The organism is Methylobacterium aquaticum (genome assembly GCF_001043915.1).
Classification (GTDB): Bacteria; Pseudomonadota; Alphaproteobacteria; order Rhizobiales; family Beijerinckiaceae; genus Methylobacterium; species Methylobacterium aquaticum.
This window is the reverse complement of record NZ_LABX01000293.1, coordinates 1-14,763: the sequence shown is the minus strand read 5'-3', so window position 1 is coordinate 14,763 and position 14,763 is coordinate 1. Positions and strand designations below refer to the sequence as shown.

Genomic DNA, 14,763 nt, shown 5'->3' with positions numbered 1-14,763 from the left:
CAGGCTTGCGTTGGCAGGCCAACGCTTCGCCCGCTTAGGTTCTTGTTGTGTCGCAGATTTTTATCGCCGAACCGGTGACCACTTCGGCGAAATCTGCTTAGACAGCCGGCGGGGCACCGGAAGACCGGGCCGGCGGGAGGAGCGCGGACGCGATGGACGACGAGACGTTTCGGGCCTGGGCGCGCCGGGCCGCCGACTGGTCGGTGGATTACCTCGCGGGCGTCGGCGAGCGGCCGGTGCGGGCGCAGGTGGCCCCGGGGGAGATCTTCCGCCAGTTGCCCGAGACCCCGCCCGCCGCGGGCGAGCCGATGGAGCGGATCTTTTCCGACCTCGACCGGGTGGTGATGCCGGGCATGACCCACTGGCAGCACCCGCGCTTCTTCGCCTATTTCCCGGCCAATGCCAGCCCGCCCTCCCTGGTGGCGGAGTTCGTCACCGCGGCGCTGGCCGCGCAATGCATGCTCTGGCAGACCTCGCCGGCCGCGACCGAACTCGAGACCCGGGTGATGGACTGGCTGCGCCAGATGATCGGCCTGCCCGACGCCTTCACGGGCGTGATCCAGGATTCGGCCTCGGGCGCGACGCTGGCCGCCCTCCTCACCGCCCGGGAGCGGGCGCTCGGCTTCACCGGCAATGCCAAGGGTCTGGCCGGCGGGCCGGTGCTGCGGGTCTACGCTTCCGAGCAGGTTCATTCCTCGGTCGACAAGGCGGTTCGCATCGCCGGCCTCGGCGACGCCAACCTGAGGCGGATCCCCGTGACCGGCCCGCTCCACGGCATGGACCCGGAGGCCCTCGACGCGGCGATCCGGGCCGACCGGGAAGCGGGGCTCGTGCCGGCCGCCATCGTCGCGTGCCTGGGCGGCACCGGCATCGGCGCCTGCGATCCGATCGAGGCCGTCGCCGCGGTGGCGCGCCGGCACGATGTGTTCCTCCACGTCGACGCCGCCTGGGCCGGCAGCGCGATGATCTGCCCCGAGTTCCGCGATCTGATGCGCGGCGCCGATCTCGCCGACAGCCTGGTGTTCAACCCGCACAAGTGGCTGTTCACCCACTTCGACTGCTCGGCCCATTTCGTCCGCGACCCGAAGGCGCTCACCGACACGTTGGGCCTGCGCCCCGCCTACCTGCGCACGCTCGGCCGCGACGGCGTGGTCGATTACAACGAGTGGTCGATCCCCCTCGGACGGCGCTTCCGGGCGCTGAAGCTGTGGTTCGTGATCCGCTCCTACGGCGTCGAGGCGCTGCGGGACATGATCCGCGCCCACGTCGCCTGGGCGCGGGACCTCGCCGGGATCATCGAGGCGGACCCGGATTTCGAGGTGACCTCGGCGCCGGTGCTCTCGCTGTTCAGCTTCCGCTATGCACCCGCTTGGGCCGACGACCTCGACGCGCTCAACGCCCGCCTCCTGGAGCGCATCAACGACGACGGCCGCACCTACCTGACCCAGACCCGCCACGAGGGCCGCTTCGTCATCCGCTTCCAGGTCGGCCAGACCACGACCACGCGGGAGGACGTGATGATGGCGTGGGCGGCAGTGCGGGACCTGGCTGCCGGGTTGCGGGTGGGGTGACCCGCAGGCTGGAGCGTCACGACACGGGTGACGCTCCGCTCCTCCCGGCATGCCCGCAGACCTCGGCGGCGATCTGCGCGAAGGCATCCTCCAGGAACGGCGCGGCCCCCCGGTCTCCGCCGGCCTGGATCCACGCCTCGATCGCCAGGCGCATCGCGCCGAGCGACACCATCGCGACGAGACGCAGCGCGTGGCTGCGGGCCGGGTCCGGCCAGCGCTCGATGAGGGCGGCGTGCAGCGCCTGCTCCTGGAGGCCGTAGCTCGCCTGCTTGCGTGCCTTCAGGGTCTCGCTGCTGCGCATCACCCGATCGATGCTGATGAATTCCTGGGTGCGGATGCCGGCCGCCAGGTGCAGCATCGCGTCGCGCACCACCGTGATCGGCGCCCGGCCGGCGGGCTGGGCCAGAACCGCCTCGCGCAGCTGCGCGCTGAACCCGCGCATCTGCCATTCCAGCAGGATCTCTTCCTTCGACCGGAAGTAGGAGAAGAACGTCCGGCGCGAGATGCCGGCGGCCTCCGCGATGGCGTCGAGCGTCGTCGCCTCGTAGCCGCGCTCGCCGAACAGCCGCAGGCCCGTCTCGGCGATCCGCCGCAACGTCTCCTGCCGCTTGCGCGCGCGAAGGCTCTCGGGTTGTCCGGGTTCACTCTCCATGCCGGCCTTGTCTCACGACGCTCCCCCCTTGAAAAGCCGCACTCGGTGCAGTAATAAATTTGCACTGAGTGCGATCATGCACTCGGTGAAAGGGAGGCGCGACGATGTCGGGCTGGACACTGGCCGACCTGCCGCCCCAGGCGGGACGCATCGCGGTCGTCACCGGGACCGGAGGGCTCGGCTTCGAGGACGCGCTGGCCCTCGCCGGTGCGGGGGCGGAGGTGATTGTCGCCGGGCGCAACCCGGACAAGGGCGCGGCGGCGCTCGCCCGGATCCGGCAGGCGGTGCCGGGAGCGATGGTCGCGTTCGAGCATCTCGACCTCGCGAGCCTCACCTCGGTCGCCGCCTTTGCCGAGCGGATGGCGGGGAGCCACGACCGGATCGATCTTCTGATCAACAACGCGGCCGTGATGACCCCGCCGACGCGGCAGGTCTCCACCGACGGGTACGAGCTGCAATTCGCCACCAACCATCTCGGCCACGTCGCCCTCACCGCGCGCCTGCTGCCGCTGCTGCGCCGGAGCCGTGCCCCGCGCGTGGTGTCGCTGTCGAGCATTGCCGCCCGCGATGGACGCATTGCCTTCGACGACCTCCAGGCGGAGCGCGCCTACCAGCCGATGGCGGCCTACGGCCAGTCGAAGCTCGCCTGCCTGATGTTCGCCCTGGAACTCCAGCGCCGCAGCGATGCCGGCGGCTGGGGCCTCGCCAGCCTCGCCGCCCATCCGGGCATTGCCCGCACCGACCTGCTGCCGAACGGCGCCGGGCCCCGGAGCATGGCCGGCCTGGCGCGGACCTATCTGTGGTTCCTGTTCCAGCCCGCCAACCGGGCCGCCCTTCCGACCCTCTACGCCGCCACCGCGCCGCACGCGGCCGGGGGAGCCTATTACGGTCCGGTGCGGCTCTCCGAGACTCGCGGCGCGCCCGGCCCTGCCCGGATCCCGGTCCAGGCACGGGACGAGGCGGCGGCCGCACGGCTGTGGGACGTGTCCGAGCGCCTCGCCGGCGTGAGCTTTCCGGAGGTGCGATGACCGCGATCCTCGCCCGCTTCGGCACCGCCGCCCTGGTCGGTGCCTCCTCCTTCGTGAACCTTCCCCCCTGTGCTGCGATGGCGGCCGAGCGGTCGGAGAGCCGGGTCGTCCTCCCCGAGGCAGGGAGTGCCGCCGTCACGGCGGCCTTTCCCGGTCGACGGGATCACGCAGTGATCCTTTGCCGAGTGAGAGAGGACCCGCCACGGCATCGCGTGACACGCCACGGGAGCATGACGCGCGGTTCGTGACAGCATTGGTGAAGAGCAACCGCAACGCTTCCGCCCGCGAAGCGATGCGCGACGGTCTGCGCTTCCTCAGGATGAGGTCGCGGGTGGGATCACGATGCAATCAGGCAGTACTCTAAGCAGGATTGCGTTGGCAAGCCAACGCTTCGCCCACTTAGGTTCTTGTTTTGTCGCAGATTTTTTATCGCCGAACCGGTGACCACTTCGGCGAAATCTGCTTAGGCATTTGATTTTGCGACAGTTTCTGCGACCAACCGGTGTCCGCCTGGTCGGAGAATGCTCTGGCCTCTGCACGCCTCAAGCACTATCGTGTCCTGTGTGGCCTGCCAATGCAAGTTTGCTTAGACAAGCCGGGACTTCCTCCGTATCGCGGTTGATCATGGCTGTCCCGCCCGCGTCGGCGGGCTGCGCAGAACTGCTTCGATCTCCTCGCGGGTCTTGCCCTGCACCGCGTAGCCCATCGCCTCGAAGCGCGCGATCAGGGCGGGGCTGTCCTCCGCCGTGCAGGCGGCCCAAGCCGCGAGGCACTCATTCATCCTGTGCAACTCGGCGGACGGGTTGCGGGGCGGGGCGGTGATCTCGGTCATGGTGCGGCCTCGTGCCGACGTGAAGACCTAAGGCCAACGCGCCGGCCGCCGTCATGGTTGTGTCATCTTGACGGCGGCCGCTCACTCCATGGTCGGCGCCAGCGTCTTCACCCCCGGCACCTCCTCGCCGAGCCAGGCGGCGTTCTTGGCGGTGCCGTTGGTCTTGAACAGCTCGTCCTTGCCCTCCAGCGCGTAGGGGCGGCTGCGGGCAAGCAACTCCGCCACCGCCGCCTTGTCCATCGGCCGGAAGGTCTTCACCGCCTCGAAAGCTTGGTCGAGGTCGCGCTGGTTCTGGATGCCGGTGATGACCACCGCGGTCGGCAGGTTGAGCGAGAAGTGGAGGTACTCGATCGGCTTGATCGGCGCGTCGCTCTTCAGGATCACCCCGTCGCCGAAGGTCTTCATGGCGAGCGCCGCGATGCCGTTCTGCACGAGGTAAGGCAGGACGAGGTGGCCGAAGCTGCGGAAATGCGCCTCCATCACGTTCAGCGGCATCTGCACCGAATCGAAGTGGAAGCCGCGCTTGGCCGCCACGTCGAGCATCTGGAGGTGGATGCGCGGGTCCTTGTGGCCGGTGAAACCGATATAGCGCAGCTTGCCGGCTTGTCTCGCCTCGACGAACGCCTCCATGGCGCCGCCCTCGGCAAAGACCCGGTCGGGATCGTCGTAGCGCAGGATCTCGTGGTGCTGGACGAGGTCGATCCGGTCGGTGCGCAGGCGGCGCAGGGACTGGTCGATCTGCCTCGATGCGTCCTGCTTGGTCCGCCCGTCCATCTTGGACATCAGGAAAACTTTGTTCCGGTAGCCGTCCTCGAGGGTGAATTGGTCCGAAAGGCTCACCGGGCCGGCCCTCCCGCCAGGCAGGCGCTACCGGCGCGGTAGGGCGGGAAGGAGATTGGCGCCGCGGCGAGGTTCCGCGCATCGAGTTCGACCACGATGCCGGAGGCGCACACCCGGCAGCGTACCGCGCTCTCAGGCCCTCTCTCGGCGCCCGCCACCGTCAGGTCCTCGCCACCAGCCGCCAGGATGTCGGGCGCCTCGCCCTCCGGGCCGGTGACGGCGAAGCGCTGGCCCTGGAGCACCCCGTCGCCATGAGCACCCCGTCGCCATGAGCACCCCGTCGCCATGAGCGAGGAGGGCGCACGACGTGCGGCCGCGCCACGCTCTCGCCAACGCCCGCCTCATGCTGCGGGACGGCGTCGAGGAGCGCCGCCAAGACCATGTCGCCGGGGACACCGCCCACGGCGTCGAGATGGATCTGCGTCGCGTCCTTCGTCGCGGCGTTCGGCTCACGCCGGTCGGGACAGACGGTCGCAGCGGGCCAAGATTCGTCCCGGAACGGATTTTTCTCCCCGCCCCGGTGGATCAGCCCCCGCCCGCCGGGGCATAAGCGCGCCAACGATCGACATGCAGGAGAGGACGCGACCCATGCCCATCACCGGAGACAACCTGATCGGCGCCGGCGCCCGCCGCGGCGAGGGCGAGACATTCCGGGCCGTCGAGGCCGCGACCGGAAACAGCCTGGAGCCGGCCTTCGCCGCGGCGACGCCGGCCGACGTGGACCGCGCCTGCACGCTCGCCGCCGAGGCGCTCGACACCTACCGGGAGACCGCGCCCGAGGACCGCGCCCGCTTCCTGGAGGCGGTGGCCGAGGCGATCCTGGCGATCGGCGACGAGCTGATCGTGCGCTGCATGGCCGAGAGCGGCCTGCCCCGCGCCCGGCTCGAAGGCGAGCGCGGCCGCACGGTCGGGCAGTTGAGGATGTTCGCCGGCGTGGTGCGCGACGGCGGCTTCCTGGAGGCCCGGGTTGACCCGGCCCAACCGGAGCGCAAGCCGCTGCCGCGCCCGGACCTGCGCCTGCGCCAGATCGCCGTCGGCCCGGTGGCGGTGTTCGGCGCCTCGAACTTCCCCCTCGCCTTCTCGGTCGCGGGCGGCGACACCGCCGCGGCGCTGGCCGCCGGCTGCCCGGTGGTGGCCAAGGCCCATCCGGCCCATCCGGGCACCTCGGAGCTGGTCGGCCGTGCGGTGCAGCAGGCGGTGAAACAGTGCGGCCTGCCCGAGGGCGTGTTCTCGCTCCTGCTCGATGCCGGCATCGCGGTCGGCCAGGCCCTCGTCGCCGATCCCCGCATCGCCGCGGTGGGCTTCACCGGCTCGCGCCGCGGCGGCGTGGCGCTGATGCAGACCGCCGCCGCCCGCCCCGTCCCGATCCCGGTCTATGCCGAGATGAGCAGCATCAACCCGGTCGTCCTGCTGCCGGCCGCGCTCCAATCCCGCGGCCGCGACATCGGCCGCGCCTTCGTCGGCTCGCTCACTCTCGGCTCGGGCCAGTTTTGCACCAATCCGGGCCTGATCCTGGCGGTGGAGGGCGCGGGCCTCGACGGCTTCCTGGAAGCCGCCTCCGCCGCGCTGGCCGAGATCCAGGCCGCCACGATGCTGACCCCCGGCATCCACAAAGCCTATTGCGCCGGCGTCGCCGCCCTGGAGGCCAACCCCGCCGTGACCACCCTCGCCCGGGGGCTCACCGGCGGCATCCACCAGGGCCAGGCGGCGCTCTTCGCCACAACCGCGCAAGCGTTCCTCGCCGATCACAGCCTCGCCGAGGAGGTGTTCGGCGCCGCCTCCCTGGTGGTGCGCTGCCCCGATCTCGCGACGATCCGGGCCGTGCTGGAGCGGCTGGAGGGCCAGTTGACGGCGGCGCTCCATCTCGACGAGGCCGACTTCGAGGCGGCCCGCGCACTCCTGCCGGTGCTGGAGCGCCGGGTCGGCCGCATCCTGGTCAACGGCTTCGGCACCGGCGTCGAGGTCGGCCATGCCATGGTGCATGGCGGGCCCTATCCGGCGACCTCGGACGGCCGCACCACCTCGGTCGGCAGCCTGGCGATCCACCGCTTCCTGCGCCCGGTGAGCTACCAGGACCTGCCGGACGCCCTGCTGCCGGCGGCCCTGCGCGACGACAACCCGCTCAAGCTGTGGCGGCGGCAGGACGGGACGATCATCCCGCCCGGAGCCTGAACGGGCCGGCCTGGCGCCCGCTCCTGGCCTGTCGTGACGGTGGCGGGGCCGGGTGCCCCGCCTCTGCCTACAGCAGGGTGTCGAGCGTCACCGGCAGCCTCCGCACCCGCCGGCCGGTGGCATGCCAGATCGCGTTGACGATGGCGCCCGCGCTGCCGGTCACGCCGATCTCGCCCACGCCCTTGATGCCGAGCGGGTTGACGTGGGGGTCCTCCTCCTCGACCAGGATCGCCGCGAGCGAGGGCACGTCGGCATTCACCGGCACGTGGTATTCGGCGAGGTTGGCGTTGATCGGCCGGCCGGTGCGCGGATCCATCACCGCCTGCTCGTGCAGGGCGAAGGAGACGCCCCAGATCATCCCGCCGTAATACTGGCTGCGCACCAGCCGCGGGTTGATGATCCGCCCGGCCGCGAAGGCGCCGACGAGGCGGGTCGCCCGGATCTGGCCGAGATCGGGATCGACCGTCACCTCGGCGAAGACCGCCCCGTGGGCATGCATGGCGTAGTGCTCCCGCGCCGCGTCCGGCCCCGCCGCGCCCTTGCCCTCGACCGACTCCCGGCCTGCCCGGACCAGAATCTCGGTGAAGGTCTCGGACCGGCTCTCGTCGTCGCGCCGCACCAGGCGGCCATCGCGGGCGATCACCCCGGCATTGCCGGCGCCGTAGAGAGGCGAGCGGGAATCCTGCGTCGCCAGCGCCGCCAGTTGGGCGATCACGTCCGACGCCGCGCCCTTGATCGCCGTGCCGGCGGTGGCGGTGTGGGCCGAGCCGCCGGCGATGCCGCCATTCGGCAGGTCCGAGGAGCCGATGCGGAAGTCGATCGCCTCGATGGCGAGGCCGAGTTCCTCGGCGGCGATCTGGGCCAGCGCGGTCCAGGCCCCCTGCCCCATGTCGATGGCGCCGATCGCGACCGACGCCGCGCCGGTGGACGTCACCACCGCCCGCGCCTCGGCCTGGAACATCAGCGCCGGGAAGGTGGCGGTGCCGACGCCCCAGCCGACGAGGAGGCCGTCGGCATTGCGCATCTGCCCCGGCGCCAGCGGGCGCTTGTCCCATCCGAACGCCTCCGCGCCTTGCGCGTAGCAGGCGCGCAGGGCCTTCGAGGAGAACGGCTTGCCGGAGGCCGGTTCGGTCTCGGCGTAGTTGCGCAGGCGGAATTCCAGCGGATCCAGGCCGCAGGCGTCCGCCATCTCGTCGATGGCGCCTTCGAGCGCGACGCTGCCCGATGCCTCGCCGGGGGCGCGCATGAAGAGCGGCGTGCCGGTATCGAGCCGCACCGCCCGGTGGCGGGTGGCCAAGGCCGGCGTGGCGTAGAGCGTGTGCGAGACGCCGCCGCTCGGCTCGATGAAGTCGTCGAAGGTGCTGGTCGCCGTCAGCGTCTCGTGGTCGAGGGCGGTGAGGCGTCCGTCCTCGGCGACGCCGAGGCGGAGGGTCTGGCGGGTCGGGGCGCGGTGGCCGACCGGGCCGAACATCTGCGGCCGGCTCATGACGAGCTTCACCGGCCGGCCGACCAGGCGGGCCGCCATGATGCCGAGCACCTGAGGACCCGCCACCATCCCCTTCGAGCCGAAGCCGCCGCCGAGGAACGGGCTGCGGATGTGGATGTCCGCGGGTGCGATGCCGAACAGCCCGGCGATGCGCCCCTGCGCCATCGCCAGCCCTTGCGAAGGCATGTCGAGGTCGAGCCGGTCGCCGTCCCAGGTGGCGACGACGGCGTGGGGCTCCATCGCATTGTGGTACTGGGCCGGCGTCTCGTAGGTCGCCGCGATGGTGTGCGCCGCCGCGGCGAGGCCGGCCGCGACGTCGCCCGTCTCGACATCGGCCGGATCGCCGACGCCGATTGCCCGCGGGGTGAAGGGCTCGGCCGCATCGAGCCCGACCGCCGGCACCTCCTCCTCGTAGGCCGGGTCGAGCAGGGCAGCGCCCTCGGTGGCGGCCTCCAGGGTCTCGGCGATCACCACGGCGACCGGCTGGTTGGCGTAGCGCACGCGGTCGTCCTGCAACAGGTCGAGCCGGAAGGTGAAGCCGTCGTGCTTCTCGTCCGGGTGCTGGGCGAGGGCCGGCTTGTTCTGCGGCGTCATCACGGCGACGACGCCGGGATGGCTTCTCGCCGCCGCGACGTCGAGGCGGGTCACCCGGCCGCGGGCGATGCGGCTCACCGCCATCACGGCAAAGAGCATCCCGGGCGGGTGGTGGTCGGCGGCGTAAGCGGCGGCGCCGGTCACCTTCAGGATGCCGTCCCGGCGGGTGAGCGGCTGGCCGATCGAGGAGCCGTGGCGGATCTGGTTAGAGGGGATCTGGTCAGACATGGGCGGCCTCCGGGGCGGGGGCGAAGACGGAACCCGGCAGGGCCGGCAGGCGCTCCGGCGTGCCGGACGCGGCGTGGCTCAAGGCCCGCACCACGAGGCGGCGGGCCAGCTCGATCTTGAAGGCGTTGTCGCCGGAGGGCTTTGCCCCGGCGAGCGCAGCCTCCGCCGCCGCCCGGAAGGCGGCCTCGTCGGGCGCGCGGTGGGCCAGCAGGCGTTCCGCCTCCCGCGCCCGCCAGGGCTTGAGGGCGACGCCGCCCAGCGCCAGCCGCGCCTCGGCGATGCGCCCGTTCTCGCACCGCAACGCCGCCGCCGCCGAGACCACCGCGAAGGCATAGGACGTGCGGTCGCGTACCTTGAGGTAGCGGCTGTGGCCGGCAAAGGCGGCGGCCTCCGGCGGCAGGACGAGGGCGGTCATCAGCTCGCCCGGCTCCAGCACCGTCTCGCGCTCCGGCGCGTCGCCGGGCAGGCGGTGGACGGAGTCGAGCGGGACGGTGCGGGTGCCGGCGGGCCCGGCGATCTCGACCTCGGCGTCGAGGGCGACGAGGGGCACGCAGAAATCCGACGGATGGGTGGCGATGCAGGCTTCGCTCCAGCCGAGGATCGCGTGAAGGCGGGTCTCGCCGCCCCGCGCATCGCAGCCACTGCCGGGCCGGCGCTTGTTGCAGGCGCTGCCCGTGTCGGTGAAGTACGGGCAGCGGGTGCGCTGCATCACGTTGCCGGCCGCCGTCGCCGCGTTGCGCAGCTGCGCCGAGGCGCCGGAGAGCAACGCTTCGGCCACCGCCGGATAGGCCCTGGCGAAGGCGGGATCGTGCGCGAGGTCGCTGTTGCGGACAAGCGCGCCGATGCGGAGCGACCCGTCCTCCCGCCGCTCCACGGCGGCGAGCCCGGGCAGGCGGGTGATGTCGACGAGGCGGGTCGGCCGGACGGCGCCGCCCTTCATCAGGTCGAGGAGGTTGGTGCCGGAGGCGAGATAGGCAGCGCCGGGCGCGGCCCCCGCGGCCACCGCACCGGCCACGTCGGTGGCGCGGACGTACTCGAACGGAATCATGCCGCCTCTCCCTGGCTCTGGTCCGCCGGCTGCGGGCTCATGTCCGCCGGCTGCGGGCTCATGGCGGCCTGCGCCTCCAGCACCGCCTCGGTGATGCCCGCATAGGCGCCGCAGCGGCACAGGTTGCCGCTCATCGCCTCGCGGATCCGCTCGGGATCCTGGCCGGCCTGCGCCTCGCGGATCAGCCCGACCGCGCTCATGATCTGGCCCGGGGTGCAGAAGCCGCACTGGAACCCGTCATGGGCGATGAAGGCCGCCTGCACCGGGTGCAGGCGGTCGCCCTCCGCCAATCCCTCGATGGTCAGGACCTCGGCGCCGTCGAGGCTGATCGCCAGGGCGAGGCAGGCATTGATCCGCCGCCCGTCGACCAGCACCGTGCAGGCGCCGCACTGGCCGCGATCGCAGCCCTTCTTGGCGCCGGTGAGGTGCAGGCCCTCGCGCAGCAGATCGAGCAGGGTGATGCGCGGGTCCGGGATCGGGATCGTGCGCCTCGTGCCGTTCACCGTCAGGACGATGTCGACGCTCATGCGGCTTCCTCCAGGCTAGACGCGCTCCAAACTAATTTCGTGCGCTGCACCGCCCAGGTCCGGCCGCGTGCGGCAGCGCACATGGCGCAGTGAACCTTTCGCCGGACGGGCGGTTGACGCTACGAAACCGCAACGCGGTCCCTCTCAACTGACAGGATCTCCGATGAAGACCCGCCTCGCCCTCGCCGCGGCCCTGCTGACCGTCGCCGCCGCCCCCGCCTTCGCCCAGGGCGGCTCGCCCTACAACCGCTCCGGCTCGCAGGCCGGCGGCCCGCTCGGCGGCATCGAGCGCGCCTACGGCGTCCCGGATGGCGTCCCGGCCGTCGACAGCACCGGCAGCGTCGTCGTCTATCCGCGTGAGCGCGGCGTGATGGTCCGCGAGGTGCCCCCGGGCTACGCCCCGGCCGCGCCCTACGTCTACGGCCGCTGATCGCGCCTGAGGGCCCCGGCCGCACCGTTCGGGGCCCTCATCGCGAATCGCCAAAGCCCGTCCCTGCGCAAGCGGGGGCGGGCTTTTCGCATGCGCGGCGTGACGGCTTGCCTCCCGTGCGGGCCCGGTGTGAAGTCCCGCGGCACCGCTTCCGCAGGATCCCGAGCCGCCCGCCGATGACCGCTCCCGCCAGTCCCCTCGTCCTCGCCCACGCCGCCTATCGCCTCGGCGACGCCTACCGGGCAGCGGGCGCCCCCCAGCCCTTCGTCGAGGTGCGCGACATCGCCGCCCTCGAGGAGGCGGTCGCGGAGGCCGAGGTGCTGGTGGTGTCGGGGCTGTGGCGCCCTTCCCTGCTGGAGCGGGCTCCGCGACTGCGCTTCATCCAGTCGGTCAGTGCCGGCACCGACCAGTTCCCGAAGGATGCCCTGCGCGCGCGCGGCATCCGGCTCGCCAGCGCGCAGGGCGGCAACGAGCGCGCCGTGGCCGAGCACGCCCTGGCCCTGATGCTCGGCCTCACCCGCCGCCTGCCCGAGGCGCTGCGCCACCAGGCCGCGGCAACCTGGCGACCGATGATCACCGATCCGGCCCGGCGCGAGCAGGAACTCGGCGGCCGGACGCTGCTGGTGATCGGCCTCGGTCGCATCGGCACCCGCATCGCCCGGCTGGGCCAAGCCTTCGACATGCGGGTGATCGGTCTGCGCCGCCGCCCGCTCCAGGCCGGCGATCCGGTCGAGGCGGTGGTCTCCCCCGACCGGCTGCACGAGGCCCTGGCCCAGGCCGATGTGGTGGCGCTCGCCTGTCCGCTGACGCCCGAGACCGACGGCCTGATCGACGAGGCGGCCCTCGCGGCGATGAAACCGGGCGCGCTCCTCGTCAACGTCGCCCGCGGCCGGGTGGTGGATCAGGATGCCCTGGCGCGGGCCCTCGCCGAGGGCCGCATCGCCGGTGCCGGCCTCGACTGCTTCCGGGAGGAACCGCTGCCGCCGGAGGCGCCGTTCTGGCGCATGCCGAATGTCATCGTCACGCCCCACAGCGCCGGCGAGACCGACCATTACGAGGGCCGGGTGATCGACCTGCTGCTGGAGAATCTCGGCCGGCTGCGGCGGGGCGAGGAGCTGGTGAACCCGGTGGTGTGAGAGCGCCGCGTCATCCGAACCTCGATCGACGGCTTCCACCGCCCGCGGGCGGAACTGTGCGGGCAAACGGGCGGTTGGCCTGATCGGGTCTCGACCCGGACCCCGGAACGAACTGGCGCGCTCCGCAGGGCCGGGCGTCCCGCGGACGCCCGGCCCTTTCGCCTCACCGATCCAGCACAGCCCGGTCGTTCTTCGCCACCAGGGTCTGGAAGTACGGGGTCAGGTCGTTCTCCGACAGGCCGAACGCCTGGGCGAACTGCATGATGAGCTGCTGCTCGCCCGGCTCGGCCTCGCCGTCGGACATCGCGCTGTCGATCATGTTGAGGATGATGCAGAGCTTCTGGTCCGGGCGCAGGCGCGGCGCGGCGTCGGCCAGGAACTGGGCCGGCTGGGTGGCGCGGACGTAGCGCACGGCGGAATCGAGGTGCTGGCGGGTCGCGTTGCGGCCGAGCACCGACATCAGGTGGCCGATCTCCTCGGGGTCGATCTCGCCATCGGCGCCCATGCAGTAGATCAGCGACACCGCGAGGCAGGTCCGCGGCGTGAGGTCGAGCGAGGTCTGCGACTTGAACATGTTGAACATCGTCGGGGGCCCCTGGCAAAGTGCTCTGGTGACAGGCGGAATCGATCCGTCAACAGGCGATCGATTACCGCAACAGCGCGACGCTGTCGATCGTCCCGGGGCCGGTCGACGGCAAGTATTTTTCTAGGGCACCGTCTTCAATTTGCCGGCTGATGCTCCCATATAGCGCCATCGTTGTCTTCGATACGTTTTTTAGACGGGTTTAATCCCGGTCGAATGCTTGAAAATTGCAGCACCGGACACGGCCCCGATCGGAAGGCTGGGCCATGCCGCATCGGCAGCGGCCACGCATCGGCCACCGCAACCGGACCAGCATATCCCGCGGCCGATCGACGATATGTCTGCTTCAACATCGGGCACCAAGTCGTATTTTCTCTCTTTCATCGCCACAATGGCAGGATCAACTCCCTCTATACGCTCATTTGGAATCTCATTTCATTGACTGATCTCGATCCCGGCCGCATCGTAGGGCCATCGAGCACGGGGCCGCGGCGCCCCTTCGGATCCCCTGCCCCCCGACCATCGGATCGACTTCCATGACGCGACTGCGCCTCGTCGGCTTCTCGGCGAACATCCAGCGGCCCTCGAAGACCCGCACCCTGGTGGAAGCCATCGCCGCCGAGGCCGCGGTGCGGGTGCCGGTCGAGGTGCGGATCGTCGACCTCGTCGATGCCGGGCCTGGCCTCGGGGCTGCGCTCTCCCGCGACCAGCTCTCGCTGCCGGCTCGGCGGATCGTCGAGGCGGTGGAGGAGGCCGACGCCCTGGTGGTCGGCACGCCGGTCTACAAGGGCGCCTATACGGGCCTGTTCAAGCATCTGTTCGACCTCGTCTCGCCCGAGGCGCTGGCCGGCAAGCCGGTGGCGCTCGCGGCGACCGGCGGCGGGCCGCGCCACGCTCTGGTGGTCGAGCACGCCTTGCGCCCGCTCTTCGGCTTCTTTACCGCACTGACGGTGCCGACCGCGGTCTACGCCTCCGACCCGGATTTTCGCGAGGGCGGGCTCGATTCCGCGGCGATCCGCCAGCGGGTGGCGGAGGCCGGCACCCAGCTCGCGGCCCTCGCCGGCGCCAACGCCACGGCCTCCGCTGCTCCTTTCGCCCGCGTCGCCGGGGGTGCCCGATGATCGACCGTCGCACGCTGCTGGCGGCAGCACTCGCCGGCGCCGCCCTGCCGGCCGCTCTCCCGACCCTGGCCGCCGGTGCCGGCTCCCTGCGCATCGGCTACCAGAAGAACGGCATCCTGGTCGTCGCCAAGCAGCAGAGGGTGATCGAGGCGAGGCTGAAGCCCCTCGGCATCGGCGTCACCTGGGTCGAGTTCTCGTTCGGCCCGCCGCTCCTCGAGGCGATCAGCCTCGGCGCCATCGATCTCGGCCAGACCGGCGACGCGCCGCCGGTCTTCGCGCAAGCCGCCGGCAGCCCCCTCGTCTACGTGGCGGCCCAGGAGGCCGCGGGCTCGGGCGCCGCGATCCTGGTACAGAGGGACTCGCCCATCCGCACCCTGGCGGATCTGCGGGGGAAGCGCGTCGCCTTCGCCAAGGCGTCGAGCGCGCACAACCTGACCATCGCGGCCCTGGAGAAGGGGGGCCTGACCTATCGCGACATCGAGCCGGTGACCCTGGCGCCGGCCGATGCGGCGGCG

General features: G+C 71.7%; 15 protein-coding genes. 7 read left to right on the top strand and 8 right to left on the bottom strand.

Going from position 1 to position 14,763, the window contains the following annotated elements; genetic code table 11:
* Positions 1-152: 152 nt before the first annotated feature.
* Positions 153-1,571 (top strand): pyridoxal phosphate-dependent decarboxylase family protein, encoded by a 1,419-nt coding sequence (locus VP06_RS30085; protein ID WP_048467494.1) that lies wholly within the window; start codon positions 153-155, stop codon positions 1,569-1,571.
* Between the two features lie 16 nt (positions 1,572-1,587).
* Here the strand turns inward: VP06_RS30085 and VP06_RS30080 are convergent, their stop codons facing one another.
* Complete coding sequence (locus tag VP06_RS30080; protein ID WP_048467493.1) at positions 1,588-2,223, bottom strand: TetR/AcrR family transcriptional regulator; 636 nt, start codon at positions 2,221-2,223, stop codon at positions 1,588-1,590.
* Between the two features lie 104 nt (positions 2,224-2,327).
* Here VP06_RS30080 and VP06_RS30075 point away from each other — a divergent pair, with 104 nt between their 5' ends.
* Positions 2,328-3,251 (top strand): SDR family oxidoreductase, encoded by a 924-nt coding sequence (locus VP06_RS30075; protein ID WP_048467492.1) that lies wholly within the window; start codon positions 2,328-2,330, stop codon positions 3,249-3,251.
* Between the two features lie 622 nt (positions 3,252-3,873).
* On the opposite strand, the gene VP06_RS30070 is transcribed toward VP06_RS30075, so the two are convergent.
* From VP06_RS30070 to VP06_RS30060, 3 genes are all read right to left on the bottom strand, one after another.
* Entirely contained in the window at positions 3,874-4,083 is a 210-nt protein-coding gene (locus VP06_RS30070; protein ID WP_048467491.1) for a hypothetical protein, read from the bottom strand.
* Between the two features lie 81 nt (positions 4,084-4,164).
* On the bottom strand, positions 4,165-4,923 hold the full coding sequence (locus VP06_RS30065) for an aldo/keto reductase (protein WP_245291371.1): 759 nt from the start codon (positions 4,921-4,923) through the stop codon (positions 4,165-4,167).
* Positions 4,920-5,165 carry a hypothetical protein gene (locus tag VP06_RS30060; RefSeq protein WP_048467490.1) on the bottom strand — a complete coding sequence of 82 codons (246 nt, stop codon included), beginning with the start codon at positions 5,163-5,165 and terminating at the stop codon, positions 4,920-4,922. The genes VP06_RS30065 and VP06_RS30060 overlap by 4 nt, the downstream gene beginning before the upstream one ends.
* 346 nt (positions 5,166-5,511) lie before the next feature.
* On the opposite strand from VP06_RS30060, the gene VP06_RS30050 reads away from it, so the two are divergent.
* Entirely contained in the window at positions 5,512-7,095 is a 1,584-nt protein-coding gene (locus tag VP06_RS30050; RefSeq protein WP_048467488.1) for an aldehyde dehydrogenase (NADP(+)), read from the top strand.
* A 67-nt stretch (positions 7,096-7,162) separates the two neighbouring features.
* Here the strand turns inward: VP06_RS30050 and VP06_RS30045 are convergent, their stop codons facing one another.
* From VP06_RS30045 to VP06_RS30035, 3 genes are read right to left on the bottom strand one after another with little or no spacing between them, the layout of a single operon-like run.
* Positions 7,163-9,403, bottom strand: a complete 2,241-nt coding sequence (locus VP06_RS30045) for a xanthine dehydrogenase family protein molybdopterin-binding subunit (protein WP_048467487.1) — start codon at positions 9,401-9,403, stop codon at positions 7,163-7,165.
* Positions 9,396-10,451, bottom strand: a complete 1,056-nt coding sequence (locus VP06_RS30040; RefSeq protein WP_048467486.1) for an FAD binding domain-containing protein — start codon at positions 10,449-10,451, stop codon at positions 9,396-9,398. Before VP06_RS30040 ends, VP06_RS30045 begins: the two co-directional genes overlap by 8 nt.
* Positions 10,448-10,978: a (2Fe-2S)-binding protein gene (locus VP06_RS30035; RefSeq protein ID WP_048467485.1), complete on the bottom strand. Its 531-nt coding sequence runs from the start codon at positions 10,976-10,978 to the stop codon at positions 10,448-10,450. The genes VP06_RS30040 and VP06_RS30035 overlap by 4 nt, the downstream gene beginning before the upstream one ends.
* A 163-nt stretch (positions 10,979-11,141) precedes the next feature.
* Here VP06_RS30035 and VP06_RS30030 point away from each other — a divergent pair, with 163 nt between their 5' ends.
* Positions 11,142-11,408 (top strand): hypothetical protein, encoded by a 267-nt coding sequence (locus tag VP06_RS30030; protein ID WP_048467484.1) that lies wholly within the window; start codon positions 11,142-11,144, stop codon positions 11,406-11,408.
* Positions 11,409-11,584: 176 nt separating this feature from the next.
* Positions 11,585-12,544 (top strand): D-2-hydroxyacid dehydrogenase, encoded by a 960-nt coding sequence (locus VP06_RS30025; RefSeq protein WP_048467483.1) that lies wholly within the window; start codon positions 11,585-11,587, stop codon positions 12,542-12,544.
* Positions 12,545-12,707: 163 nt separating this feature from the next.
* Here the strand turns inward: VP06_RS30025 and VP06_RS30020 are convergent, their stop codons facing one another.
* Positions 12,708-13,118, bottom strand: a complete 411-nt coding sequence (locus VP06_RS30020; RefSeq protein ID WP_245291370.1) for a tellurite resistance TerB family protein — start codon at positions 13,116-13,118, stop codon at positions 12,708-12,710.
* 545 nt (positions 13,119-13,663) lie between these two features.
* On the opposite strand from VP06_RS30020, the gene msuE reads away from it, so the two are divergent.
* Positions 13,664-14,248, top strand: coding sequence for an FMN reductase (gene msuE, locus VP06_RS30015; RefSeq protein WP_048467481.1), 585 nt, complete (start codon positions 13,664-13,666; stop codon positions 14,246-14,248).
* A partial coding sequence (locus VP06_RS30010) for a PhnD/SsuA/transferrin family substrate-binding protein (RefSeq protein ID WP_048467480.1) occupies positions 14,245-14,763 on the top strand: 519 nt, incomplete at its 3' end. The genes msuE and VP06_RS30010, both read left to right, overlap by 4 nt.